We start from the raw sequence: 23,225 nt of genomic DNA, 5'->3' as shown, positions 1-23,225 counted from the left end.
CAGGTACTGTGTCGAGCAAAAACCAGGCATAAAAAAGGCCACCCGAAGGTGGCCCAAAAAAACTAAAGAAGAGAGTGTTCGTACTTACACTGCCGCAACCGGACGCATGTAAGAGATCGGTGCCGTGCTGGCATCTTCGAAAGTCACCACTTCCCAGGCGTCTTTTTCCTCGATCAGCTTGCGCAGCAGCTGGTTGTTCAGCGCGTGTCCGGACTTGTAGCCCTTGAACTCGCCGATCAGGCTGTTGCCCAGCAGGTAGAGGTCGCCGATGGCGTCGAGGATCTTGTGCTTGACGAATTCGTCTTCGTAGCGAAGACCGTCTTCGTTGAGCACGCCGTCCTTGTCGACCACGATGGCGTTTTCCACACTGCCACCGAGTGCGAGGTTGTTCTTGCGCAGGTACTCGATGTCACTCATGAACCCGAAGGTACGGGCGCGGCTGACTTCCTTCACGAACGAGGTGCTGGAAAAGTCCACGCTGGCACTTTGAGTCCGGTTGTGGAACACCGGGTGATCGAAATCGATCTCGAAACTCACCTTGAACCCGTCGAACGGCAGGAAAGTGGCGCGCTTGTCGCCGTCTTCCACTGTCACTTCGCGCAGGATGCGGATGAACTTCTTGGCTGCGTCCTGTTCTTCCAGGCCGGCAGATTGAATCAGGAATACAAAGGGCCCAGCGCTACCGTCCATGATCGGCACTTCGGACGCGGAGAGCTCGACGTAGGCGTTATCGATGCCCAGGCCAGCCATGGCCGAGAGCAAGTGCTCAACCGTGTCTACCTTGGTATCGCCGTTGACCAGTGTCGTCGACATGGTGGTCTCGCCGACATTCGCCGCGCGGGCAGGAATTTCCACCACGGGGTCGAGGTCGGCACGACGAAATACGATGCCGGTATCCACAGGTGCGGGTTTGAGGGTCAGGTAAACCTTTTCCCCGGAGTGCAGGCCGACACCTGTGGCACGGATGATATTTTTCAGGGTGCGTTGTTTAATCATGGCATTGGCCGCTTCAGCGCAAATTGCGAACTGGTATCAACAAAGGCTGAGGATAATACCAGACCCGGCCTTTGCTGAACACCAATCACCCTTATACCCCTGATAAATTTCATTAATCGGCCTGACGACGCAGGAATGCCGGGATGTCCAGGTAGTCCAGATCGTCTTGCGGATTAAGTTTGGCAGCCGCTGCCGCACCGGCGTGAGCCTGGTTGCGCATCACGGTCGGACGCTCCAGATCACGGTAGTTCACCGAAGATTCGTGACGAACAGGAGCCGGTGCCGGGGTCTGCGCCGCAGCAGTCTGCATGGTGTTGTCGATAACCTTGACCGGCTTCTCGATTTTCGCACCCAGACCAGTGGCAACCACGGTAACGTGCAGCTCGTCGCGCATGTCCGGATCGATAACGGTACCGACCTTGACCATGGCGTGATCGGAAGCGAAGGCTTCGATGATGCTGCCGACGTCCGAGTATTCACCCAGCGACAGGTCAGGCCCCGCCGTGATGTTGACCAGGATGCCGCGAGCGCCCTGCAGGTTGACGTCTTCGAGCAGCGGGTTGCGGATGGCTGCCTCGGTCGCTTCACGTGCACGGTTAGGACCGCTGGCGCAGCCGGTACCCATCATCGCCATGCCCATCTCGCTCATCACGGTACGCACGTCGGCGAAGTCGACGTTGATCATGCCCGGACGCTTGATGATGTCGGAGATACCGCGAACGGCACCGGCCAGAACGTCGTCAGCCTTGGCGAATGCCGACAGCAGGCTGGCGTCCTTGCCGAGGATGGTCAGCAGCTTCTCGTTGGGGATGGTGATCAGCGAGTCGACGCTGTCAGCCAGTGCACGGATGCCCTCGTCGGCAATCTGCATGCGCTTGCGGCCTTCGAACGGGAACGGACGAGTGACCACGGCAACGGTGAGGATGCCCAGCTCTTTCGCCACTTCGGCGATGATTGGCGCCGCACCGGTACCGGTACCGCCACCCATGCCGGTAGTGATGAACACCATGTTGGTGCCTTGCAGCACTTCGGCGATGCGCTCACGGTCTTCCAGCGCGGCTTGGCGGCCGACTTCCGGATTGGCACCAGCACCCAGGCCCTTGGTCACGCCGGTACCCAGTTGCAGGATGGTGCGCGCGCCGATGTTTTTCAGCGCTTGAGCATCAGTGTTGGCGCAGATGAATTCGACGCCTTCGATGTTGCTCTTGACCATGTGATTGACGGCGTTGCCACCGCCGCCACCGACGCCGATCACTTTAATGACCGGACTTTGCGGGACGTTGTCTACGAGCTCGAACATTTTCCCTCTCCTTACAGTTCTCTAGTTTTTGCGCCTACTACTACTGCTTTGAAACTTTAAAAGTTGCCCTGGACCCAACGTTTGAAGCGTTCGAACGCTGGAGCCTTCGGTTCATCGCCATAGCCGTTGCTGCTGCTGCTGCTGATACCGGTCAGGGTCAAGCCGTCGGACTGCTTCTGCAGGCCGTAGGTCAAAAGGCCCACACCGGTGGAATAGATCGGGTTGCGCACCACATCGCTAAGGCCGCGAACACTGTGCGGTACGCCCAGGCGTACCGGCATGTGGAAGATTTCCTCGGCAAGTTCTACCGCGCCTTCCATTTTCGAGGTACCGCCGGTCAGGACGATGCCCGCCGGTACCAGGTCTTCGTAGCCGCTGCGACGCAGTTCGGCCTGGATCAGGGTGAAGAGCTCGTCGTAACGCGGCTCGACCACTTCGGCCAGGGCCTGGCGCGACAGTTCGCGCGGCGGACGGTCGCCGACGCTCGGCACCTTGATGGTTTCACCGGCACCGGCCAGTTTGGCCAGGGCGCAGGCGTAACGGATCTTGATCTCTTCGGCGTACTGGGTCGGCGTGCGCAAGGCCATGGCGATGTCGTTGGTCACCTGGTCGCCGGCAATCGGGATCACCGCGGTGTGACGGATCGCGCCTTCGGTGAAGATGGCGATGTCGGTGGTGCCGCCGCCGATGTCGACCAGGCACACGCCCAGCTCTTTTTCGTCGTCGGTCAGGACCGAGTAGGCCGAGGCCAGCTGCTCGAGGATGATGTCGTCGATTTCCAGGCCGCAGCGACGCACGCACTTCTCGATGTTCTGTGCGGCATTGACGGCGCAGGTGACCACGTGGACCTTGGCTTCCAGACGCACGCCGGACATACCCAGCGGCTCGCGCACGCCTTCCTGGTTGTCGATCACGTAGTCCTGCGGCAGGGTGTGCAGGACCCGCTGATCGGCCGGGATGGCAACGGCCTGGGCGGCGTCGAGCACGCGCTCCAGGTCCGCCGCGCTGACTTCGCGGTCGCGGATGGCGACGATGCCGTGGGAGTTCAGGCTGCGGATGTGATTGCCGGCAACACCGACGAACGCCGAGTGAATCCGGCAGCCCGCCATCAGCTGGGCCTCTTCGACCGCGCGCTGGATCGACTGCACGGTGGACTCGATATTGACCACCACGCCCTTCTTCAGCCCGCGCGATGGGTGGGTGCCGATACCGACGATTTCCAGGGTGCCGTCGGCGGCGACTTCGCCCACCAGTGCCACAACCTTGGAGGTGCCGATATCCAGCCCGACGATCATTTTGCCGCTATGCGCATTTGCCATGGGTCCTGCCTCTCTCTAATTCTTCGCAACGGCGGGTTGGGCCGTTGTCGGTGCATTCGGTTCCCGCCAGCCAACGGCCAGGCCATTGGCATAACGCAGATCGATGCGGGCGATGTTCGTGATCTGTTCTTTGAGTGTCTTGTCGTAAATGGCAATGAAGCGGCGCATCTTTTCCACCAGATGATCGCGTCCCAGCAGCAGTTCGATACCTGGCCCGGCGCTACCGGCACCGGTGGTCAGGAACCAGCTGCCGCGCTCGCGCAACTCCAGCCGGGCAATCGAAAAGCCCATCGGCCGCAACATCTGGCTCAGGACCTGATATTGCTGCATTACTTTTTGCTGCGCCCGCTGCGGCCCGAACAGCTGCGGCAGGTGCTCGTAGTTGGCAAGTTCGCGCGGGGTGAAGGCCTGGCCCTGGTTATTGAGCAAGGCTTCGTCACCCCAGCGCGCTACCGGCAACTGTTCTTCCAGGCGGATCACCACTTCATCCGGCCATACCCGGCGCACTTCGGCGTGGGCGATCCAGGGCATCTGCTCCAGTTCCGCACGCATGCTCGCCAGGTCGACGGTGAAGAAGCTTGCCGCCACGTACGGAGCGATCCGCTGCTGCACCGCCTGTTGGCTGATGTAGCTGAGGTCGCCCTGCACGGCGATCTTGGTGATCGGCCGGTCGGCGTACGGCATCAGGCGCTGGGCACCCTCGTAGGCGCCAAACCCGGCGGCGACCAGCAACACCGGCCAGAGCAGGCGCTTGAACACGCTGAAGTTGGCCTTGGGCAGGCGCGCCGACAGTGGCTCCTTGGCCACCATCCGGCTGGCACCACGCGGCACCGGCTTGTTACGGCCGGGGGCGGGTTGCTGATGACGTAACATCGCGCCTTGCATGGGCTTAACCTCGCGCCTCGACGCTTGCCGCCAGGATCGCCAGCACCAACTGCTGGAAGTCCAGGCCGGCCGCGCGTGCCGCCATCGGGACCAGGCTGTGATCAGTCATGCCTGGTGCGGTGTTGACCTCGAGCAGCCAGAAACGCCCCTGCTCGTCCTGCATCACGTCCAGCCGGCCCCAGCCAGCGATGCCAATGGCGTCGCAGGCGCGGGCGGTCAGGTCGATGAGTTCCTGCTCTTTCTCAGGGCTCAAGCCACACGGGATCCGGTACTGGGTATCGGAGGCCAGGTACTTGGCGTCGTAGTCGTAGAACGTGTGCGGGGTGCCCAGGGCGATCGGTGGCAACACCTGGCCACGCAGGGTCGCGACGGTGAACTCCGGACCGTGAATCCATTGTTCGACCAACACTTGCGAATCGTAGGTAGCGGCGTCTTTCCAGGCGGCGATCAATTCGTCGACACCGTTCACTTTCGCCATACCGATACTGGAACCTTCATGGGCCGGTTTGACGATCAAAGGGAAGCCCAGTTCCGCACCTGCAGAAATACAGTCAACTTCGCTGCTAAGCACGGCATGACGCGGGGTCGGAATACCCAGGCTGTGCCAGACCTGTTTGGTCCGCAGCTTGTCCATGGCCAGCGCCGAAGCGAGGATGCCGCTGCCGGTGTACGGAATGCCCAGGCACTCCAGCAGGCCCTGCATGCTGCCGTCTTCACCGCCACGACCGTGGAGGATGATGAAGGCGCGATCGATCTTCTCGCTCTGCAGGCGCTGCAGCAGGTCGTCACCGACATCGATGGCGACCACGTCGACACCGGCGCTGGTCAGCGCTTCGATGACTGCGGCACCGGACTTGAGCGAAACCTCGCGCTCGGCGCTCTTGCCGCCATAAAGCACGGCTACGCGGCCGAAGGCTTTCGGCTCGATGGTCGAGTGCAAAGTGGCGTATGCGTTATCAGTCATTTCGACTTCCCCTGACTGGCAACTGCACCAGCGAACAACGGACTCTTGAGTAATTGCGGGGCCAGGCCACCGATGTCACCGGCCCCCTGGCACAGCAGGATGTCGCCGGCGCGCAGCAGCGGCTTGACCAGCGGCGCCAGCTCGATGCCGCGCTCGATGTAGATCGGGTCGAGCTGGCCGCGCTGGCGGATGCTGTGGCACAGCTGACGGCTGTCGGCGCCCGGGATCGGCTCTTCGCCGGCCGGGTAGACTTCCATCAGCAGCAGCACGTTGGCATCGGCCAGGACCTGGACGAAATCGTCGTAGAGGTCACGGGTGCGGCTGTAACGGTGCGGCTGGTACACCATCACCAGGCGCCGCTCAGGCCAGCCACCGCGCACGGCCTTGATCACCGCCGCGACTTCGGTCGGGTGGTGGCCGTAGTCGTCGACCAGCATCACGCTGCCGCCGTCCACCGGCAGTTCGCCGTAGACCTGGAAGCGCCGCCCTACCCCCTGGAACCCCGAGAGGCCCTGGACAATGGCTTCGTCGCTGATGCCTTCGTCGGTGGCAATGGCGATGGTCGCCAGGGCGTTGAGCACGTTGTGGTTGCCCGGCATGTTGACCGACACGTCCAGCGGCTCGCGATCGCGGCGCAGCACGGTGAAGTGGGTCTGCATGCCCGACTGGCGAACATTGATCGCACGCACATCGGCTTCTTCGCTGAAACCGTAGGTAACCGCCGGACGCTTGACCTGCGGCAGGATCTCGCGCACCACCGGGTCGTCCAGGCACATCACCGCCAGCCCGTAGAACGGCAGGTTGTGCAGGAACTCGACGAAGGTTTTCTTCAGCTTGTTGAAGTCGCCTTCGTAGGTCGCCATGTGGTCGGCGTCGATGTTGGTGACCACGGCCACCAGCGGCTGCAGGTGCAGGAAGCTGGCGTCGCTTTCATCGGCTTCGGCGATCAGGTAGCGGCTGGTGCCGAGCTGGGCATTGGTGCCGGCTGCATTCAGGCGGCCACCGATGACGAAGGTCGGATCCAGGCCACCGGCGGCGAATACCGAGGCCAGCAGGCTGGTGGTGGTGGTCTTGCCATGGGTACCGGCAACGGCGATGCCGTGGCGATAGCGCATCAGCTCGGCGAGCATCTCGGCCCGCGGCACCACCGGAATGCGCCGCTCAAGGGCAGTGGCGACTTCCGGGTTGGCAGTATTGATGGCACTGGACACCACCAGCACATCGGCGCTGGCGGCATTCTCGGCACGGTGACCGATGAAGATCTGCGCACCGAAGGATTCCAGACGCTCGGTAACCGGCGAGGTCTTGAGGTCGGAACCCGACACCTGGTAACCCAGGTTCAGCAGCACTTCGGCAATACCGCACATGCCCACACCGCCGATACCGACGAAGTGGATGCGACGGATACGGCGCATTTCCGGTTGTGGCATGGCTTTTTTGTTCTCAACCATGGGCCACCTCCAGACAGATATCGACCACGGTGCGGGTGGCAGCGGGCTTGGCCAGGCGCCGGGCAGTGGCGGCCATGGTGGTGAGTTTTTCCGGTTGCATCAGCACCTCGTTCAGGCGTTCAGCGAGTTGCGCTGCGCCAGTTGTCGCTTGTGGCATCAGGAAGGCAGCGCCTTCACGGGCCAGATAATGGGCGTTGTGGGTCTGGTGGTCGTCGATGGCGTGGGGCAAGGGCACCAGCATCGAGGGCAAGCCGGCCGCGGCCAGCTCGCTGACAGTCAGCGCACCCGCGCGGCAGACCACCAGATCAGCCCAGCCATAGGCATGGGCCATGTCCTTGATGAACGGCTCTACCTGAGCCTCGACACCGGCCTCGCGATAACGCTCGGCGGTAATCTGGTCATGCTGCTTGCCAGCCTGGTGGAATACCTCGGGACGAATCTCCTGAGGCACCTGGGCCAAAGCCTGGGGCAGCAATTTGTTCAGCGGTTCGGCACCCAGGCTTCCGCCGAGCACCAGCAAACGAGGCTTGCGCGCACCCAGGGGCTCGCGCAGGGTTTCCATGAACAGTTCGCTGCGCACCGGGTTACCGGTGGTGCGCAGTTTGTCCGACGCCGCGAAGGTGTCGGGGAAAGCTTCGCAGACTCGGCCAGCCAAAGGCACCAGCAGCCGATTGGCGGTACCGGCGCGGGCGTTCTGCTCGTGAATCACCACGGGTACGCCGCACAGCCGGGCAGCGACGCCCCCCGGACCGGTCACGTAACCACCAAAGCCAACCACACACACCGGCTTGAGCTGACGAATGATCCGCCGCGCCTGCAGCACGGCCTTGACCAGGGTGAACGGCGCCTTGAGCAGCGACAGCTTGCCTTTGCCACGCAAGCCAGTGACCTGGATCAGATGCAACTGCAGGCCGGCCTGGGGCACCAGTTCGTTTTCGATACCGCGCGGGGTGCCCAGCCAGTGCACGCTGTAACCGCGCGCCTGGAATTCACGGGCGCAGGCCAGCGCCGGGAACACGTGGCCCCCGGTGCCGCCTGCCATGATCAATACGCTCTTGCCGTTAGCGGCCATGATTCGGCTCCTCGGCAAAATCGCTTTCATTGAATTCGTGTTCTTCACTGCCCAGGTGCGTACGGCTCTCCCATTCGATGCGTAGCAGCAAGCCGACGCAGGCACAGCAGATCACCAGGGAGCTACCGCCGTAGCTGAGGAACGGCAGGGTCAGGCCCTTGGTCGGCAACAGGCCGACGTTCACGCCGATGTTGATCAGGAACTGACCGATCCACAGGAACGCCAGGCCGAAGGCCATATAGGCGGCAAAGAATTGTTTGGCTTTTTCTGCCCACAGGCCGATGTACAGCGCGCGCACAGTGACGAACACGAACAGCGCCACGGTAACCAGCGAGCCGACCACACCCAGCTCTTCGGCCAGTACCGAGAAGACGAAGTCGGTGTGCGCTTCGGGCAGGTAGAACTGCTTCTGCACGCTGTTGCCCAGGCCAACGCCGAGCCACTCGCCGCGACCGAAGGCGATCAGTGCCTGGGTCAACTGGTAGCCGGAGCCGAACTGATCCGACCAGGGGTCGGTGAAGGTGATCAGACGCGCCATCCGGTAGGGCTGGGCCTGGACCAGAATGAACACCGCTGCAACCGCCAGCACCACCATCAGACTGAAGCGGAACAAGCCGACGCCGCCGAGGAACAGCATCGCCGCCGCCGCGCCCATCATTACCACCGTGGCGCCGAAGTCCGGCTCCATCAGCAACAGGCCGGCCATCGGCAGCAGCACGATGAACGGCTTGAAGAAACCCATCCAGCTTTCGCGCACTTCCTGCTGGCGACGCACCAGATATCCGGCCAGGTAAATGACCACGAAGACCTTGGCGATTTCCGAGGGCTGAACGTTGAAGAAACTGAAACCGATCCAGCGCATCGAACCGTTCACTTCGCGGCCAATGCCTGGCACCAGTACCAGTACCAACAGCGCGAAGGCGCCGACCAGCATGGTGAAGCCCATCTTCTGCCAGGTGGCGATGGGCACCATCATGGTGACGATGCAGGCGAACACGCCGATTGCCACGTACACCAGGTGGCGGAACATGTGGTAAAGCGGGTTGCCCGACTGCACCGCGGCCACTTCCGAGGAAGCCGAGGTAATCATCACCAGGCCCAGGCCCAGCAGTGCCAGGCACCCGGCGAGCATGGCGAAATCGAGATCGACGCCGCGCCCGCTGATCAGCGGCGATGGATAAGGCTTGATGATGCCGAAGATCATGCCAGCCCTCCTGCGGCCTGGGCGAACAGGCGCCCACGCTCTTCAAAGTTCTTGAACATGTCCAGGCTGGCGCAAGCTGGCGACAGCAGCACGGCGTCGCCGGGCTGGGCCAGTTCGGCACATTGCTGCACCGCTTCATCGAGGGTTTTCACCCGGATCAGCGGCACGCCGTCACCCAGGGCTTCGGCCAGGCGCTCGGCATCGCGGCCCAGCAGCACGACGGCGCGGCAGTTGGCGGCAACCGGCGCAGTCAACGCGCTGAAGTCGGCGCCTTTGCCGTCGCCACCGGCGACCAGCACCAGCTTGCCGTCGATATCGGCGCCCAGGCCTTCGATAGCCGCAAGGGCGGCACCGACGTTGGTCGCTTTGGAATCGTCGTACCAGTTCACGCCATTGCGCTCACGAATCCACTGGCAACGGTGCGCCAGGCCAGCGAAGGTGCGCAGGCTGGACAGCATGGCGTCCATCGGCAGGCCAACAGCGTGGCCCAGGGCCAGGGCTGCCAGGGCGTTGGACTGATTGTGCGCGCCGCGGATTTTCAGTTCACGAACCGGCATCAGGTTCTGGAACTCGAACGCCAGGTATTTCTCGCCGTTTTCTTCACGCAGACCGAAGGCCTTGAAGTCGGGCGCGTTCAAACCGAAGGTCCATACCGGCTGGCCTTCAGCCAGCAGCGGGCGGCTCAGGGCGTCCTGACGGTTGACCACCACCTGCCGCGCACCACGGAAGATCCGGTGCTTGGCCAGGTGATAGGCCGGCAAGCCACTGTAGCGGTCCATGTGGTCTTCGCTGACGTTGAGCACGGTGGCCACTTCGGCGTTGAGCTGGTCGGTGGTTTCCAGCTGGAAGCTCGACAGTTCCATCACGTACAGCTCGACGTCGTCGCTGAGCAGATCCAGCGCCGGGGTACCGAGGTTGCCGCCGACTGCCACACGCTTGCCTGCCGCGGCGGCCATTTCGCCGACCAGGGTGGTCACGGTGCTTTTCGCGTTGGAACCGCTGATGGCAATGATCGGCGCCTTGGCGTTGCGGGCGAACAGTTCGATGTCGCCCGACAGCTTCACGCCACGGGCAGCTGCCTGCTGCAGGGCCGGGGTGGCCAGGGCCAGGCCGGGGCTGACATACAGCTCGTCGGCGCGGCAGAGGAACTCTACGTCCAGCTCGCCACAGCGCACTTCCACCTGCGGAAAATCACGGCGCAGGGTATCCAGTTCCGGCGGGTTGTCACGGGTGTCGGCAACCGCAAAGGCAACGCCCCGGTTCGCCAGGAAGCGAACCAGGGACATGCCGCTCTTGCCGAGGCCGACAACGATGCGGAAGTGGTCAGAAGCGATCAAGGACACGCGTTTCTACCTCAGTTTCAGGGTGGCAAGGCCGATCAGCACCAGAATCACGGTGATGATCCAGAAGCGGACGATCACCCGAGGCTCGGGCCAACCCTTGAGTTCAAAGTGGTGGTGGATCGGCGCCATGCGGAACACGCGCTTGCCGGTCAACTTGAAGGAGGCCACCTGGATCACCACCGACAGGGTCTCCATGACGAACACACCGCCCATGATGAACAGGACGATTTCCTGACGCACGATCACAGCGATGGTGCCCAGTGCGGCGCCCAGTGCCAGGGCACCGACGTCGCCCATGAACACCTGGGCCGGATAGGTGTTGAACCACAGAAAGCCCAGGCCGGCACCGATCAACGCGCCGCAGAACACAATCAGCTCACCTGCGCCCGGCACGTAAGGGATCAGCAGGTATTCAGCGAATTTCACGTTACCCGACAGGTAGCAGAAGATGCCCAGGGCGCCGCCAACCATCACCGTCGGCATGATCGCCAGGCCGTCGAGGCCGTCGGTGAGGTTCACCGCGTTGCTCGAGCCGACGATGACGAAGTAGGTCAGGACCACGAAACCGATACCCAGCGGGATGGTGACGTCTTTGAGCATTGGCACGATCAGGGTGGTTTCGACGCTGGTCGGAGCGGTCATGTACAGGAAGATTGCTGCGCCGAGGCCGAACACCGACTGCCAGAAATACTTCCAGCGGCTTGGCAGGCCGCGCGAGTTCTTCTCGATCACCTTGCGGTAGTCATCGACCCAGCCGATTGCGCCGAACAGCAGAGTGACGATCAGCACCACCCAGACATAACGGTTGGTCAGGTCGGCCCACAGCAGGGTACTGATGCCGATCGCGGAAAGAATCAGTGCGCCACCCATGGTCGGGGTGCCGGATTTGGACAGGTGCGATTGCGGGCCGTCGTTACGGACCGCTTGACCGATCTGGCGAATCTGCAGGGTACGGATCATCCATGGGCCCAGGCAAAGGGCCAGCGACAACGCGGTCAGTACACCAAGGATCCCGCGCAGGGACAGGTACTGGAAGACCGCGAAGCCTTTGTAGAACTGTTGCAGATACTCAGCCAGCAGCAGCAGCATTAATGTTTCTCCCCGCTGGAACCGCACAAAGCCGCCACGACGTTCTCCATCGCAGCGCTGCGCGAACCCTTGATCAAAATAGTGGTGTTGGTGGCCTGCTCGGCGGCGCGAACGGCGTCGATCAGGTCAGCTTGATTAGCGAAATGTCGGGCATTGGTGCCGAACGCTGCTACCGCGTGGGCCATGTTGCTGCCCACCGCATAGAGTGCCGAAACCTTGTCTTTGGCGTACTCGCCTACCTGCCGATGCCCTTCCTCAGCCCACTGGCCCAATTCGCCGATATCCCCGAGCACCAGGACGGTGCGGCCGGAAAAGCCGGCGAGTATATCAACGGCAGCGCACATGGAGGTGGGGTTTGCGTTGTAAGTGTCATCAATTACCCGCACACCGTTGGGCGCCATCTGCACCACAGTGCGGCCCTTGACCGGTTGCACGGCATTGAGGCCCTGGACGATACCGTCCAGCGTCAGACCAAAGGCATGGGCGGCAGCGGCGGCGGCCAGTGCATTGGCCACGTTGTGGGTACCGAGCAGGTTGAGCTGGACCCGCGCCACGCCCAGCGGGCTGTGCAGGTCGAACGACGGGCAACCACGCTGGTCGTGAGCAATGCTGCCAGCGTGGAAATCCGCGCCGGCGTTGTTCAGGGCGAAGGTCAGCACCGAGCGATTGCCGGCGCGCTTTTTCCAGATGGCGAAGGCCTTGTCATCAAGGTTCAATACCGCCACGCCATCCTGACCCAGACCTTCGAGGATCTCGCCCTTGGCTTCGACAATCTTCTCTGGCCCGCCGAACTCGCCGACATGAGCGGTTCCGGCATTGTTGATCAGCGCTACCTGCGGCTTGGTCAGGCCGACGGTATAGGCGATTTCACCGATGCGCGAGGCACCCAGCTCGATGACCGCCGCGGTATGCTCCGGGGCCAGTTCGAGCAGGGTCAGCGGTGCGCCGAAATCATTGTTGAGATTGCCGCGAGTGGCCAGCACCGGGCCACGGGTACGCAGAATGCTCGCAAGCATTTCCTTGACCGTGGTCTTGCCGCTGGAACCGGTGATGGCGGCAACCGGCTTGTCGAATGCGGCGCGGTTCAGCGCGCCCAGCTGGCCCAGGGCCAGGCGGGTGTCGCTAACCACCAGCTGCGGCAGGTTGCTGCCCGGCACTTCGCGCTGCACCAGGGCGGCGACCGCGCCCTTGGCGGCAACGTCGTTCAGGTAGTCGTGACCGTCGAAGCGCGGCCCGGCCAGGGCGACAAACAGCTGCCCGGCAGTGATTGCCCGGCTGTCGATGCTGACGCCATTGAAGATCGCGTCCTGGCCCTGCAGGCGGCCGTTGAGCGGCGCGGTCAGCTGGCTGAGGGACAATGGCTTAAGCATCGGGGGCCTCCCACACGGCAAGGGCTTTCTCGGCTTCGACCAGATCGGAGAAGTCGTGGCGCTCGCCGTTGATTTCCTGATAGTCCTCATGCCCCTTGCCGGCCAGGACGATGACATCGTCAACGCCAGCACTGGCAATCAACTGCGCAATGGCAGGGCCACGACCGGCAACGAATTCGACGGCATCGGCCTGGGCAAAGCCAGGGCGGATATCGGCGAAGATCTGCTGCGGATCTTCAGTACGCGGGTTGTCATCGGTGACCAGCACGCCATCCGCCAGGCGCTCGGCCACTTCGGCCATCAGCGGACGCTTACCGCGATCACGGTCGCCACCGCAGCCGAACAGGCACAGCAACTGGCCTTTGGCATGCGGGCGCAGTGCTTGCAACACCTGCTCCAGGGCATCGGGGGTATGCGCGTAATCGACCACCACCAGCGGCTTGCTGCCGCCGCCCAGGCGCTGCATGCGCCCGACCGGGCCTTCCAGCACCGGGGTGACCTTGAGAATTTCGTCCAGCGGGTAATCCAGGGCCATCAAGGTGCCGACCGCCGCGAGCATGTTGCTCAGGTTGAAGCGCCCGAGCAGGCGGCTGCGCAACGAGTGCTCGCCTTGGGCAGTGACGATCACGGCGCGCACGCCATCATCATCGAAATGCGCTTCGCGGCAGTACAGCGAAGCGGCTGGATCCTTCAGGCTGTAGCTGATCAGGCGCGACTCGCCCTGCTCGGCTGCCAGCCGCCGACCAAAGTCGTCATCGAGGTTGACCACTCGGCAACGCAGGTTCGGCCAGCCGAACAGGCGCGTCTTGGCGTCTTCGTAGGCCTGCATGCTGCCGTGGTAATCGAGGTGATCACGGGACAGGTTGGTCATCACCGCGATGTCGAATGCCAGGGCGGCGACCCGGCCCTGGTCCAGGGCATGGGAAGACACTTCCATGGCCACGGCCTTGGCCCCGGCCTTCTTCAGGTCGTTGAGGGTGGCCTGCACAGCGATCGGGTCCGGCGTGGTCAAGCGACCGCTTTGCAGGGCGCCATAGAAGCCGGTACCGAGGGTGCCGATCAGACCGCAGTGCTGACCGAGCAGGTCCAGCGCCTGGGCCACCAGCTGGGTGACGCTGGTCTTGCCGTTGGTACCGGTGACACCCACCAGGTCGAGCAGACGGCTTGGCTCACCATAGAAACGCCCGGCGATGTCCGAGAGTTGCGCCGCCAGGCCCTTGACCGGAATCAGCGGCACTTCGGTGATCGGCAGCACGGTGGCGCCTTCGGCTTCGTAGGCAACCGCCGCCGCACCGCGCTTGAGCGCGTCGGCAATGTGTTCACGGCCATCCATGCGCGTACCCGGCACCGCCAGGAACAGGTCGCCCGGGCGTACGTTACGGCTGTCCAGGGTCAGTTCGCGGATCGACGGATCGCGGCTGGCCTGGGTAAAAAGCTTGCTCAATGGCATCGTCATCAACCGCGCCCTCCTTTGGCGGGCGCAGCATTGACCTGCTGCGGTGGGGTTGCCGGCGGCAGGTTGTCCGGCGGAATGTTCATCAGGCGCAACGTACCGGACATGACCTTGCTAAATACCGGTGCCGATACCAGGCCACCGAAGTAGCCGCCTTTGCTCGGCTCGTCGATGACCACGACCACGGCATAGCGCGGATCGCTCATCGGCCCGAAGCCGGCGAACAGCGAACGGTACGAATTTTCGGTGTAGCCCTTGGAACCGATGGTGGCTTTACGCGCCGTACCCGACTTGCCACCCACGTGGTAGAACGGCACCTGGGCGCGGAACACCCCGCGCGGCGCTTCGATGACCTGCTGGACCATGCCCTGGATGGTCTCGGCGACTTCCTTGGGCACCACCTGGGTGGACTCCGGCGCCTTGTCGACCTTGAGAATGCTCAGCGGCACCATCTTGCCGTCATTGGCCAGCGCCGCGTAGGCATGCACCAGTTGCAGCGCGGTGACCGACAGGCCGTAGCCATAGGACAGGGTCGCGGTTTCGGCCTTGCGCCATTCACGGTGGTTCGGCAGGTTGCCGACGCGCTCGCCCGGGAACCCCAGGCCGGTGTATTGACCGAGACCCAACTGGGACATCACCCGGTAGATCGATTCGCCACCGATATCGAAGGCGATCTTGCTCATGCCGACGTTACTGGAGTTGATCAGGATGCCGGTCAGGTCAAGGATCGGCCCCTCGCTCCTGGACACGTCACGAATGGTGTAACGCCCCAGTTGCAGGGTGCCGGGATAGACCTCGACCTTGTCGGTCGGCTTCCAGCGCCCGCTCTGCAGGGCCGCGCTCATGGACAGCGGCTTGACCGTCGAGCCGGGCTCGAAGACGTCGATGATCGCCCGGTTACGCATGGCCGCCGGGAACATGCTGCGGCGGTTGTTGGGGTTGTAGGTCGGCTGGTTGACCATGGCCAGCACTTCGCCGGTCTTGACGTCGAGAATCACCAGGCTGCCGGCCTTGGCTTCCTGTTCGGCAATGGCGTTGCGCAACTCGCGGGTGGCCAGGTATTGCAGGCGCAGGTCGATCGACAACGCCAAGGTCTTTCCGGCCTTGGCGTTTTTGGTTACCTGGATGTCCTTGATCAGCCGGCCGCGCCGGTCCTTGATCACCTGTCGCTTGCCGGGCACGCCGGCCAGCCATTCATCGTAGGCCAGCTCGACCCCTTCGCGACCGTGATCATCGAGGTCGGTAAAGCCGACCATGTGCGCGGCGACGTCGCCGGCCGGGTAGAAACGGCGGAATTCCTCGATGCCATAGACACCGGGGACTTTGAGATCGAGCACTACCTGGCCCTGCTCCGGGGTCAGGCCGCGGACCAGGTAGATGAATTCCTTGCTGGCCTGCTGCTCCAGGCGCGCCGCCAACTGCTGCGGGTTCTGCTTCAGCGCGGCGGCCAGGGCCGGCCAGCGCTCCTTGGCAGCCTGCATTTCTTTCGGGTTGGCCCACAGGGTGGTCACGGGAGTACTGACAGCCAGCGGCTCGCCATTACGGTCGGTGATCAGCCCGCGGTGCGCAGGAATAGGGATATGGCGCAGGCTGCGGGCATCGCCCTGGCCCTTGAGGAAGTCACGGTCGACCACTTGCAGGTCGATGATGCGCCAGGCAATTGCGCCGACCATCAGCGCCAGCAGGGCGATGACCACGCGGAACCGCCAGGGGTAGAGTGCGCCGTCGAGTTTCATCATGGCGCCACCATCCGCACTTCGTCAGCCGCCGGAATGCGCATCTTCAGCTGTTCGCTGGCGAGGTTCTCGATGCGGCTGTGGGCAGTCCAGGTGCTCTGTTCAAGAATCAGCCGGCCCCACTCGGCCTGCGCCTTGTCACGCTCGCTGAGTTCGCCGTACAGGCTGTTGAGCAACTGACGGTTCCAGTGCGCGCTGTAGGACACCGCCACCGAGGAAACGAGCACGCCGATGAACAGCAGAAGCATCAGGAAGCTTCCGCCTGGCAAAGGCTTGGCGAACAAGCGGCTCACCGCAGCTTCTCGGCGACGCGCATGACCGCGCTACGCGAACGTGGGTTGGCCTTGAGCTCGGCCTCGGAGGCGAACTGGGCCTTGCCGTGGACCTTGATCTTCGGTTCGAAATGCTTGTGCTGGACCGGCAGGTTGCGCGGCAGGTTGTCGGCCTCGCCCTTGACCAGCTTGCGCATGAACAGTTTGACGATGCGGTCTTCCAGGGAGTGGAAGCTGATCACCACCAGCCGCCCACCGACTTCCAGTGCTTCGAGCGCAGCATCAAGGCCGGCTTCGAGATCACCGAGCTCGTTGTTGACGTGAATGCGCAGGCCCTGGAAGGCACGGGTAGCCGGGTTCTTGCCCTTTTCCCAGGCCGGGTTGGCGACCTTGAGCACTTCGGCAAGGTCGGCGGTGCGGGTGAACGGGGTTTCTTCGCGGCGCAGTACCACGGCACGGGCCATGCGTTTGGCAAAGCGCTCCTCGCCGTATTCCTTGAACACCCGGGCGATTTCTTCTTCGGGCGCGTTGGCAATGAACTCGGCAGCACTGACGCCACGGGTCGGGTCCATGCGCATGTCCAGCGGGCCATCGTTGAGGAAGCTGAAGCCACGCTCAGGGTCGTCCAGCTGAGGCGACGACACGCCCAGGTCGAGCAGGATGCCGCTGACCTTGCCGGCCAGGCCGCGCTCGGCGACTTCGGCGCCCAGCTCGGCAAAACTGCGCTGCACAATGACAAAGCGGCCGTCTTCGGCCGCCAGCGCTTGCCCGGTGGCAATCGCTTGAGGATCTTTGTCAAAACCCAGCAGCCGGCCCTGCGGCCCGAGCTTGCTGAGGATCAACCGGCTATGCCCGCCGCGTCCGAAGGTGCCATCCAGATAGCAGCCATCGGCGCGTACGGCGAGAGCCTCGACGGCTTCGTCAAGCAGTACGGTGATGTGGTTAAAGCCGCTATCTATAGTCACAGGATCAAATCACGCAGTTCATCAGGCATGGCGCCCGGTTGTTGGATAGCTGCAAGGTCGGCTGCCGAAACCGCGTTCCAGGCATCCTCGTCCCACAGCTGAAATTTGTTCAGTTGCCCCACCAGCATTGCCTTCTTGTCGAGCTTGGCGTACTCGCGCAAACGCGGCGGCACCAGGAAACGACCACTGCCATCAAGCTCCAGATCCACCGCATTGCCGATCAGCAAACGCTGCAGGCGACGGTTCTCTTCACGCAATGACGGCAAGGCGCGCAACTTGGCTTCAATCAGTTCCCACTCATCGAGCGGGTACACGCATAAACAGGGATCAACCGCATCGATGGTCACGATCAACTGCCCGGAACTACGCGAATCGAGCTCGTCACGGTACCGGCTCGGCATTGCGAGACGGCCCTTTGCGTCGAGGTTGATGGCGTTGGCTCCGCGGAACACGGCTGCGATTCCCCACAATGTTAGCGTTTTTGTGTCAGAAAACCCACTTCATGCCACTTTCTGCCACTTGCGCACACTATAGGAATCCGCCTACCACACCGTCAAGGCACGCTTATAAGGAAATCCCTTACAGATCGGAGATTTAGCGCGCACAGAGAAGATAGAAGGACAATTCGGAAGGGATTTTGACGAAAAAACTCAAACCCACTCAGACGGATAGAGTGAGAAGTTAAAGTAATTTATTAAGAGTAAGATTTTTTCGGTATTACGAAGACGCATCTGCTATCGATTCAAGCAGGAGGGAAGAGGTGGAGAGTCGATCTGTAAGCCGGGTTCTGTCGAGGACAGTCATTCCTCTACGACGGCCATCACTGGACGCCTTTAGCAACCTACCCGGTTCCAACGCGGGCCGCGCCATATGGAACCCTATTTGGTCTTGCTCCGAGTGGGGTTTACCTAGCCATGAACTGTTGCCAGTCATGCGGTGCGCTCTTACCGCACCTTTTCACCCTTACCGGCACCGAAGTGCTTAGGCGGTTATTTTCTGTGGCACTTTCCGTAGGCTCGCGCCCCCCAGGCATTACCTGGCACTCTGCCCTATGGAGCCCGGACTTTCCTCCCCCCTCTATTGCGGAACAATAGAAGGCAGCGACTGTCCAATCGACTCTCCGCCGCAAAGGTTAACGGTAGCGGGCGCCAAGAACAAGCGATAAAACCAATAATAGCACTATAACATCAGTGGTCTTTCTGTTTTTCCAGCGCCACCTGGTACAGCAGGTTCTTGCGCACACCGGTGATTTCCGCCGCCAGCGCCGCGGCGCGCTTGAGCGGCATCTCCGCCAGCAGCAGGTCGAGGATGCGCATCGCCTCGGTGCTTACCGCCTGCTCATCCTCCGGCGCGGTATAGCCCGCCACCAGCACCACGCACTCGCCACGCTGCTGATTGCTGTCGGCCTCGACGAAGGCGCGCAGTTCAGCCAGCGGCAAGCCCTTGAGGGTCTCGAAGGTCTTGGTCAGCTCGCGGGCCAGCAGCGCCGGACGCTCACCCCCGAACACCTCTTCCATATCCTGCAGGCATTCGAGAATCCGGTGCGGCGCTTCGTAGAAGATCAGCGTCCGCGGTTCTTCCTTTACCTGACTCAGGCGCGCACGACGTCCTACCGCCTTGGCCGGCAGGAAGCCTTCGAAGATGAACCGGTCCGACGGTAGGCCAGCGGCCGACAGCGCCGCGATCAGCGCGCAGGCGCCAGGCACCGGCACCACCGATATGCCCGCGGCACGGGCCTGGCGCACCAGGTGATAGCCAGGGTCGGAAATCAGCGGCGTGCCGGCATCGGAAATCAGTGCGACGTTGTCCCCGGCCAGCAAACGGGTGAGAAAGCGGCTGCCCTCATCACGCTCGTTGTGCTCATGGCAGGCGGCCAAGGGGGTATTGATACCAAAGTGTTGCAACAGACGAATGGAGTGACGGGTGTCCTCGGCGGCAATCAGCGCCACATCGCCGAGCACCTTGAGCGCCCGGGCACTCATGTCATCCAGGTTGCCGATCGGCGTGGCCACCACGTAAAGCGTGCCCGAAGTGGATTGGGAAGCCCCTGGAACATCAGTCACTGCACACACCTGTCATCATGATCAAAGCGCCATTGTAGCCCGAGACTCGGCAACATTGGGCAATCAGGATTGCCGCAAACCGGCGCTCCACGACCTATATTGAAGGATTAACGCCAGCAAGATCGCGCCCCGGCCAGCGCTTGGGTACAATTGCCAGTTAATTTGATCGAGTAACAGGACCCTTACATGATCGCTTGCCTGCGGCTGCTCACAGCCCTTTGCCTCGCCGCCCTGCTGGCAGCCTGCGCCAGCTCGCCCTCGTCGAGCCTCGGCGAACTGCCGCGCACACCGGATGCCAGCATCGAGCAACTGCTTGAACAGGCCACCACCAGCAAGACGCCGGAGCAAGCTGCACTGCTGCGCCTGAGCGCCGCCGACCTGGCCTACAAGCAAAAGGACAATGCCCGCGCCGCGCGCATCCTCGAGCAAGTGCCACTGGAGCAGCTCAAACCGGCCCAGCAGATCTTCGCCAGCACCCTGGCGGCAGAACTGGCCATGAGCCGCAACCAGCCGAAGTTGGCCCTGACCGCCCTGAGCCACCCGAGCCTGGCGCGCCTCAACGAGCTGCCGGAAGATCAACAGATCCGTACCCGCAGCGTGCATGCCGCGGTGCTCGAAGCCAATGGCCAGCCCCTGGCTGCCGCCCAGGAGCGCGCGCAACTGACGCCGTTGCTCAAGGGTGATGCCGCCAACACCAACAACGACGCGATCTGGAACCTGGTAGCGGCAGTCCCGCGCGACCAGCTCAAAGACCTGAGCACCGGCACCGACACCATGGCCGGCTGGGCCAGCCTGGCCCTGGCAGTAAAAGGCGCCGGCACCGTCGAGCAGCAACAAGCCGCCATCGATGCCTGGCGCGCCCAGCACGCCGATCACCCGGCCGCCGCCCAGCTGCCGCCCTCGCTGATCAAACTGATGGAGCTGACCAGCCAGCCGCTGACCAAGATCGCCCTGCTGCTGCCACAGGAAGGCCAACTGGCCGGTGTGGCCCGCGCCCTGCGTGACGGCTTCATGGCTGCGCACTTCCAGGCCCAGCAAGCCGGGCAGAAGCCGCCAACCATCGAAGTCTTCGACAGCTCGCGACTGACCTCGCTGGATGACTTCTATCGCCAGGCCCAGGCCTCGGGCGTGCAACTGGTGGTTGGCCCGCTGGAAAAACCGCTGGTGAAAAAGCTCGCCGCCTACCCGCAGCTGCCTATTACCACCCTGGCCCTGAACTACAGCGACGTAGGCCAGAAAGGCCCGGAGCAGCTGTATCAGTTCGGTCTCGCCGCCGAAGACGAAGCCCGTGAAGTGTCCCGTCGCGCCCGCGCCGACGGCATGGTTCGCGCCGTAGCCCTGGTGCCAAAAGGTGAATGGGGCGACCGCGTGCTCAAGGCCTTCCGCCAGGACTGGGAAGCCAACGGCGGCAGCCTGCTGGCCGCCCAGCACATCGATCAGCCAGTGGCCCTGGCTCAGCAGATCGCTGACCTGTTCCAGCTGCGCCAGAGCGAAGGCCGCGCCAAGAGCCTGCAAAACACTGTAGGCGGTGCGGTATCGGCCCAGCCTTCGCGCCGCCAGGACATCGACTTCATCTTCCTTGCCGCCACCCCGCAGCAAGGCCAGCAGATCAAGCCGACCCTGAACTTCCAGTACGCCGGCGACGTTCCGGTGTACGCCACCTCGCACGTGTACAGCGCCAGCGGCGACGTCAACCAGTACAACGACCTCACCGGCGTGCGCTTCTGCGATACCCCGTGGCTGCTCGACAGCGGCAATCCGCTGCGTCAGCAGGTCGAGCGCCAGTGGCCACAAGCTGCCGGCAGCCTGGGCCGCCTGTACGCCATGGGCATCGACGCCTTCAGCCTGGCACCGCGTCTGGGCCAGCTGCGCGCGCTGCCTGAAAACCGCATTGACGGCTTGTCCGGCAGCCTGAGCATGAACGAGAACCAGCGCATCGAGCGGCAACTGCCCTGGGCCGAGTTCTCCGGCGGCCAGGTCAAACGCCTGCCCGACACCCCACGCTGATGCCCGACAGTTCGCGCCAACAGGCCGGCCAGGCCGCCGAACGGCAAGCCCTTGAATACCTTCAAGGGCAAGGCCTGCGGCTGCTGGCGCAGAACTGGCGATGCAAACGCGGCGAGCTTGATCTGGTCATGCTCGACAGCGATACAGTAGTATTCGTCGAAGTCCGCTACCGGCTGCACGCGGACTTTGGCGGTGCGCTCGCCAGTATCGACGGGCGCAAGCAGGACAAACTGGTGCTAGCCGCCGAGTCTTTTCTGCAAAAGGAAACACGCTGGGCCAATCACCCCTGCCGTTTCGATGTCATCGCCTTGCAAGGCAGAGGTCATTCGGGCCCACCGCTGGACTGGCTGAAAAATGCCTTCGAGTGCTGAACCCGCCATACCCGCGCCCCATTACCCCTACAACTTTTTTGCTCTTTGCTTCACGGGCTGCACAGTCATGTGCCGGGACCTTTTTTTGTATACTCCCGACGCGCCCGGCCAGCCGCCCTACTTAAGGTCACACTGATGGACATGCAATCCCGAATTCGCCAGCTTTTTCAGGCCAGCATCAACACCAAGCAACAGGCGATGGAAGTCCTTGCACCACACATCGAGCAAGCCAGTCAGGTCATGGTCAATGCGCTGCTCAACGAGGGCAAGATGCTTGCCTGCGGTAACGGCGGCTCGGCCGGCGATGCCCAGCACTTCTCTTCCGAACTGCTCAACCGCTTCGAGCGCGAACGCCCGAGCCTGCCGGCCATCGCCCTGACCACCGACAGCTCGACCATCACCTCGATCGCCAACGACTACAGCTACAACGAAATCTTCTCCAAGCAGATCCGCGCCCTGGGCCAACCCGGCGATGTGTTGCTGGCGATTTCGACCAGCGGTAACTCGGCGAACGTTATTCAGGCGATCCAGGCCGCACATGATCGCGAAATGATTGTCGTAGCTCTGACCGGACGCGATGGCGGCGGCATGGCCTCGCTGCTGCTGCCTGAAGACGTCGAGATTCGCGTACCGGCCAACGTCACCGCACGTATCCAGGAAGTCCACCTGCTGGCGATCCACTGCCTCTGCGACCTGATCGACAGCCAATTGTTCGGGAGTGAAGAATGACCCCTAACCGCCTCGGCCTGATGGCCCTGACCCTGTGCCTGAGCCTCACCGGTTGCAGCTCGGTGCTCACCGCCACCCGCGACAAGCCGATCGAGGACGACCGCGGCACCCGCACCTTCGGCAGCAAGATCGATGACTCGCTGATCGAAACCAAGGTATCGGTCAACGTTGCCAAGGCCAGCCCTGACCTGGACAAGAGCTCGCACATTGTCGTCAGCAGCTTCAACGGTATCGTCCTGCTCGCCGGACAAACTCCGCGCGCCGACCTCAAGAGCCTGGCCGAACAGGCCGCAGGCCAGGTCCAGCGAGTGAAGAAGGTGCACAACGAATTGCAGGTGCTGCCGCCCTCCTCGATCCTGGCGCGTAACAACGACGCCTGGCTGACCACCAAGATCAAGACCCAGATGCTCACCGACAGCAACATTCCCGGCTCGCGCATCAAGGTGATCACCGAGAACGGTATCGTCTACATGCTCGGCCTGCTGACCCAACAGGAAGCCACCCGCGCCACCAACCTGGTGCAGGGTGTGTCGGGCGTGCAGAAGATCGTCAAACTGTTCGAATACATCGACTGATAAACCCATCGCGGGGCAAGCCCGCTCCTACCAGGTGGGAGCGGTCTTCCCCCGCGATGAG

At 62.8% G+C, this 23,225-nt stretch carries 21 protein-coding genes and 1 other RNA gene; 4 read left to right on the top strand and 18 right to left on the bottom strand.

Translation table 11 applies throughout. The features are described from left to right. Nucleotides 1-84 precede the first annotated feature (84 nt). The 18 genes from lpxC to rsmI form a co-directional block, all read right to left on the bottom strand. Nucleotides 85-996, bottom strand: a complete 912-nt coding sequence (gene lpxC / locus ABM562_RS26925) for a UDP-3-O-acyl-N-acetylglucosamine deacetylase (protein ID WP_115085438.1) — start codon at nt 994-996, stop codon at nt 85-87. A gap of 112 nt (nt 997-1,108) precedes the next feature. Beyond that, nucleotides 1,109-2,296 carry a cell division protein FtsZ gene (ftsZ, locus tag ABM562_RS26920; RefSeq protein ID WP_115085437.1) on the bottom strand — a complete coding sequence of 396 codons (1,188 nt, stop codon included), beginning with the start codon at nt 2,294-2,296 and terminating at the stop codon, nt 1,109-1,111. 56 nt (nt 2,297-2,352) lie between these two features. After that, the gene (ftsA, locus tag ABM562_RS26915; protein WP_460423910.1) at nt 2,353-3,615 is read right to left on the bottom strand and encodes a cell division protein FtsA; all 1,263 of its coding nucleotides are present in this window, start codon (nt 3,613-3,615) and stop codon (nt 2,353-2,355) included. A gap of 15 nt (nt 3,616-3,630) precedes the next feature. Beyond that, entirely contained in the window at nt 3,631-4,500 is an 870-nt protein-coding gene (locus ABM562_RS26910) for a cell division protein FtsQ/DivIB (RefSeq protein ID WP_115085436.1), read from the bottom strand. Between the two features lie 4 nt (nt 4,501-4,504). Continuing rightward, nucleotides 4,505-5,464 (bottom strand): D-alanine--D-alanine ligase, encoded by a 960-nt coding sequence (locus tag ABM562_RS26905; RefSeq protein WP_115085435.1) that lies wholly within the window; start codon nt 5,462-5,464, stop codon nt 4,505-4,507. Further along, nucleotides 5,461-6,915: a UDP-N-acetylmuramate--L-alanine ligase gene (gene murC, locus ABM562_RS26900; RefSeq protein ID WP_115085434.1), complete on the bottom strand. Its 1,455-nt coding sequence runs from the start codon at nt 6,913-6,915 to the stop codon at nt 5,461-5,463. The genes ABM562_RS26905 and murC overlap by 4 nt, the downstream gene beginning before the upstream one ends. Then, nucleotides 6,908-7,987, bottom strand: coding sequence for an undecaprenyldiphospho-muramoylpentapeptide beta-N-acetylglucosaminyltransferase (murG, locus tag ABM562_RS26895; protein WP_115085433.1), 1,080 nt, complete (start codon nt 7,985-7,987; stop codon nt 6,908-6,910). The genes murC and murG overlap by 8 nt, the downstream gene beginning before the upstream one ends. Further along, nucleotides 7,977-9,191 (bottom strand): putative lipid II flippase FtsW, encoded by a 1,215-nt coding sequence (gene ftsW, locus ABM562_RS26890; protein ID WP_115085432.1) that lies wholly within the window; start codon nt 9,189-9,191, stop codon nt 7,977-7,979. The genes murG and ftsW overlap by 11 nt, the downstream gene beginning before the upstream one ends. Continuing rightward, nucleotides 9,188-10,534 carry a UDP-N-acetylmuramoyl-L-alanine--D-glutamate ligase gene (gene murD / locus ABM562_RS26885; RefSeq protein ID WP_115085431.1) on the bottom strand — a complete coding sequence of 449 codons (1,347 nt, stop codon included), beginning with the start codon at nt 10,532-10,534 and terminating at the stop codon, nt 9,188-9,190. The genes ftsW and murD overlap by 4 nt, the downstream gene beginning before the upstream one ends. 6 nt (nt 10,535-10,540) lie before the next feature. Beyond that, nucleotides 10,541-11,623: a phospho-N-acetylmuramoyl-pentapeptide-transferase gene (gene mraY / locus ABM562_RS26880; protein WP_115085430.1), complete on the bottom strand. Its 1,083-nt coding sequence runs from the start codon at nt 11,621-11,623 to the stop codon at nt 10,541-10,543. Continuing rightward, nucleotides 11,623-12,993, bottom strand: coding sequence for a UDP-N-acetylmuramoyl-tripeptide--D-alanyl-D-alanine ligase (locus ABM562_RS26875; RefSeq protein WP_460423909.1), 1,371 nt, complete (start codon nt 12,991-12,993; stop codon nt 11,623-11,625). The genes mraY and ABM562_RS26875 overlap by 1 nt, the downstream gene beginning before the upstream one ends. Further along, the gene (locus ABM562_RS26870; protein ID WP_115085428.1) at nt 12,986-14,449 is read right to left on the bottom strand and encodes a UDP-N-acetylmuramoyl-L-alanyl-D-glutamate--2,6-diaminopimelate ligase; all 1,464 of its coding nucleotides are present in this window, start codon (nt 14,447-14,449) and stop codon (nt 12,986-12,988) included. The genes ABM562_RS26875 and ABM562_RS26870 overlap by 8 nt, the downstream gene beginning before the upstream one ends. Further along, nucleotides 14,449-16,182 (bottom strand): peptidoglycan D,D-transpeptidase FtsI family protein, encoded by a 1,734-nt coding sequence (locus tag ABM562_RS26865; protein WP_166675647.1) that lies wholly within the window; start codon nt 16,180-16,182, stop codon nt 14,449-14,451. The genes ABM562_RS26870 and ABM562_RS26865 overlap by 1 nt, the downstream gene beginning before the upstream one ends. Next, a complete protein-coding gene (gene ftsL / locus ABM562_RS26860) occupies nt 16,182-16,475 on the bottom strand; it encodes a cell division protein FtsL (protein WP_115085426.1) in 294 nt (97 codons plus the stop codon). Before ftsL ends, ABM562_RS26865 begins: the two co-directional genes overlap by 1 nt. Continuing rightward, nucleotides 16,472-17,419, bottom strand: coding sequence for a 16S rRNA (cytosine(1402)-N(4))-methyltransferase RsmH (gene rsmH, locus ABM562_RS26855; RefSeq protein ID WP_167458863.1), 948 nt, complete (start codon nt 17,417-17,419; stop codon nt 16,472-16,474). The genes ftsL and rsmH overlap by 4 nt, the downstream gene beginning before the upstream one ends. Then, nucleotides 17,416-17,871, bottom strand: a complete 456-nt coding sequence (mraZ, locus tag ABM562_RS26850) for a division/cell wall cluster transcriptional repressor MraZ (RefSeq protein WP_010220775.1) — start codon at nt 17,869-17,871, stop codon at nt 17,416-17,418. The genes rsmH and mraZ overlap by 4 nt, the downstream gene beginning before the upstream one ends. Before the next feature lie 308 nt (nt 17,872-18,179). After that, nucleotides 18,180-18,539, bottom strand: an RNA gene (rnpB, locus tag ABM562_RS26845) — RNase P RNA component class A. 67 nt (nt 18,540-18,606) lie between these two features. Continuing rightward, nucleotides 18,607-19,482, bottom strand: a complete 876-nt coding sequence (gene rsmI, locus ABM562_RS26840) for a 16S rRNA (cytidine(1402)-2'-O)-methyltransferase (RefSeq protein ID WP_115085425.1) — start codon at nt 19,480-19,482, stop codon at nt 18,607-18,609. Nucleotides 19,483-19,668: 186 nt separating this feature from the next. On the opposite strand from rsmI, the gene ABM562_RS26835 reads away from it, so the two are divergent. The 4 genes from ABM562_RS26835 to ABM562_RS26820 all read left to right on the top strand — a co-directional run bounded on the left by ABM562_RS26835 (nt 19,669) and on the right by ABM562_RS26820 (nt 23,164). Continuing rightward, nucleotides 19,669-21,489 (top strand): penicillin-binding protein activator, encoded by a 1,821-nt coding sequence (locus ABM562_RS26835; RefSeq protein ID WP_115085424.1) that lies wholly within the window; start codon nt 19,669-19,671, stop codon nt 21,487-21,489. Next, the gene (locus ABM562_RS26830) at nt 21,489-21,860 is read left to right on the top strand and encodes a YraN family protein (protein WP_045197304.1); all 372 of its coding nucleotides are present in this window, start codon (nt 21,489-21,491) and stop codon (nt 21,858-21,860) included. Before ABM562_RS26835 ends, ABM562_RS26830 begins: the two co-directional genes overlap by 1 nt. Before the next feature lie 135 nt (nt 21,861-21,995). Then, entirely contained in the window at nt 21,996-22,589 is a 594-nt protein-coding gene (locus ABM562_RS26825; RefSeq protein ID WP_115085423.1) for a phosphoheptose isomerase, read from the top strand. Continuing rightward, on the top strand, nt 22,586-23,164 hold the full coding sequence (locus ABM562_RS26820) for a BON domain-containing protein (RefSeq protein WP_115085422.1): 579 nt from the start codon (nt 22,586-22,588) through the stop codon (nt 23,162-23,164). The genes ABM562_RS26825 and ABM562_RS26820 overlap by 4 nt, the downstream gene beginning before the upstream one ends. Nucleotides 23,165-23,225 lie beyond the last annotated feature (61 nt).

The sequence above is a fragment of the Pseudomonas sp. ZL2 genome (genome assembly GCF_054788455.1).
This window is presented reverse-complemented; position numbering and strand designations above follow the sequence as displayed.

Excerpts from the sequence above, each read along its gene's own strand:
- lpxC (WP_115085438.1), bottom strand. The coding sequence starts at position 996 with ATGATTAAACAACGCACCCTGAAAAATATCATCCGTGCCACAGGTGTC.
- ftsZ (WP_115085437.1), bottom strand. The coding sequence starts at position 2,296 with ATGTTCGAGCTCGTAGACAACGTCCCGCAAAGTCCGGTCATTAAAGTG.
- ftsA (WP_460423910.1), bottom strand. The coding sequence starts at position 3,615 with ATGGCAAATGCGCATAGCGGCAAAATGATCGTCGGGCTGGATATCGGC.
- ABM562_RS26910 (WP_115085436.1), bottom strand. The coding sequence starts at position 4,500 with ATGCAAGGCGCGATGTTACGTCATCAGCAACCCGCCCCCGGCCGTAAC.
- ABM562_RS26905 (WP_115085435.1), bottom strand. The coding sequence starts at position 5,464 with ATGACTGATAACGCATACGCCACTTTGCACTCGACCATCGAGCCGAAA.
- murC (WP_115085434.1), bottom strand. The coding sequence starts at position 6,915 with ATGGTTGAGAACAAAAAAGCCATGCCACAACCGGAAATGCGCCGTATC.
- murG (WP_115085433.1), bottom strand. The coding sequence starts at position 7,987 with ATGGCCGCTAACGGCAAGAGCGTATTGATCATGGCAGGCGGCACCGGG.
- ftsW (WP_115085432.1), bottom strand. The coding sequence starts at position 9,191 with ATGATCTTCGGCATCATCAAGCCTTATCCATCGCCGCTGATCAGCGGG.
- mraY (WP_115085430.1), bottom strand. The coding sequence starts at position 11,623 with ATGCTGCTGCTGCTGGCTGAGTATCTGCAACAGTTCTACAAAGGCTTC.
- ABM562_RS26875 (WP_460423909.1), bottom strand. The coding sequence starts at position 12,993 with ATGCTTAAGCCATTGTCCCTCAGCCAGCTGACCGCGCCGCTCAACGGC.
- ABM562_RS26870 (WP_115085428.1), bottom strand. The coding sequence starts at position 14,449 with ATGACGATGCCATTGAGCAAGCTTTTTACCCAGGCCAGCCGCGATCCG.
- ABM562_RS26865 (WP_166675647.1), bottom strand. The coding sequence starts at position 16,182 with ATGAAACTCGACGGCGCACTCTACCCCTGGCGGTTCCGCGTGGTCATC.
- ABM562_RS26835 (WP_115085424.1), top strand. The coding sequence starts at position 19,669 with ATGATCGCTTGCCTGCGGCTGCTCACAGCCCTTTGCCTCGCCGCCCTG.
- ABM562_RS26830 (WP_045197304.1), top strand. The coding sequence starts at position 21,489 with ATGCCCGACAGTTCGCGCCAACAGGCCGGCCAGGCCGCCGAACGGCAA.
- ABM562_RS26825 (WP_115085423.1), top strand. The coding sequence starts at position 21,996 with ATGGACATGCAATCCCGAATTCGCCAGCTTTTTCAGGCCAGCATCAAC.
- ABM562_RS26820 (WP_115085422.1), top strand. The coding sequence starts at position 22,586 with ATGACCCCTAACCGCCTCGGCCTGATGGCCCTGACCCTGTGCCTGAGC.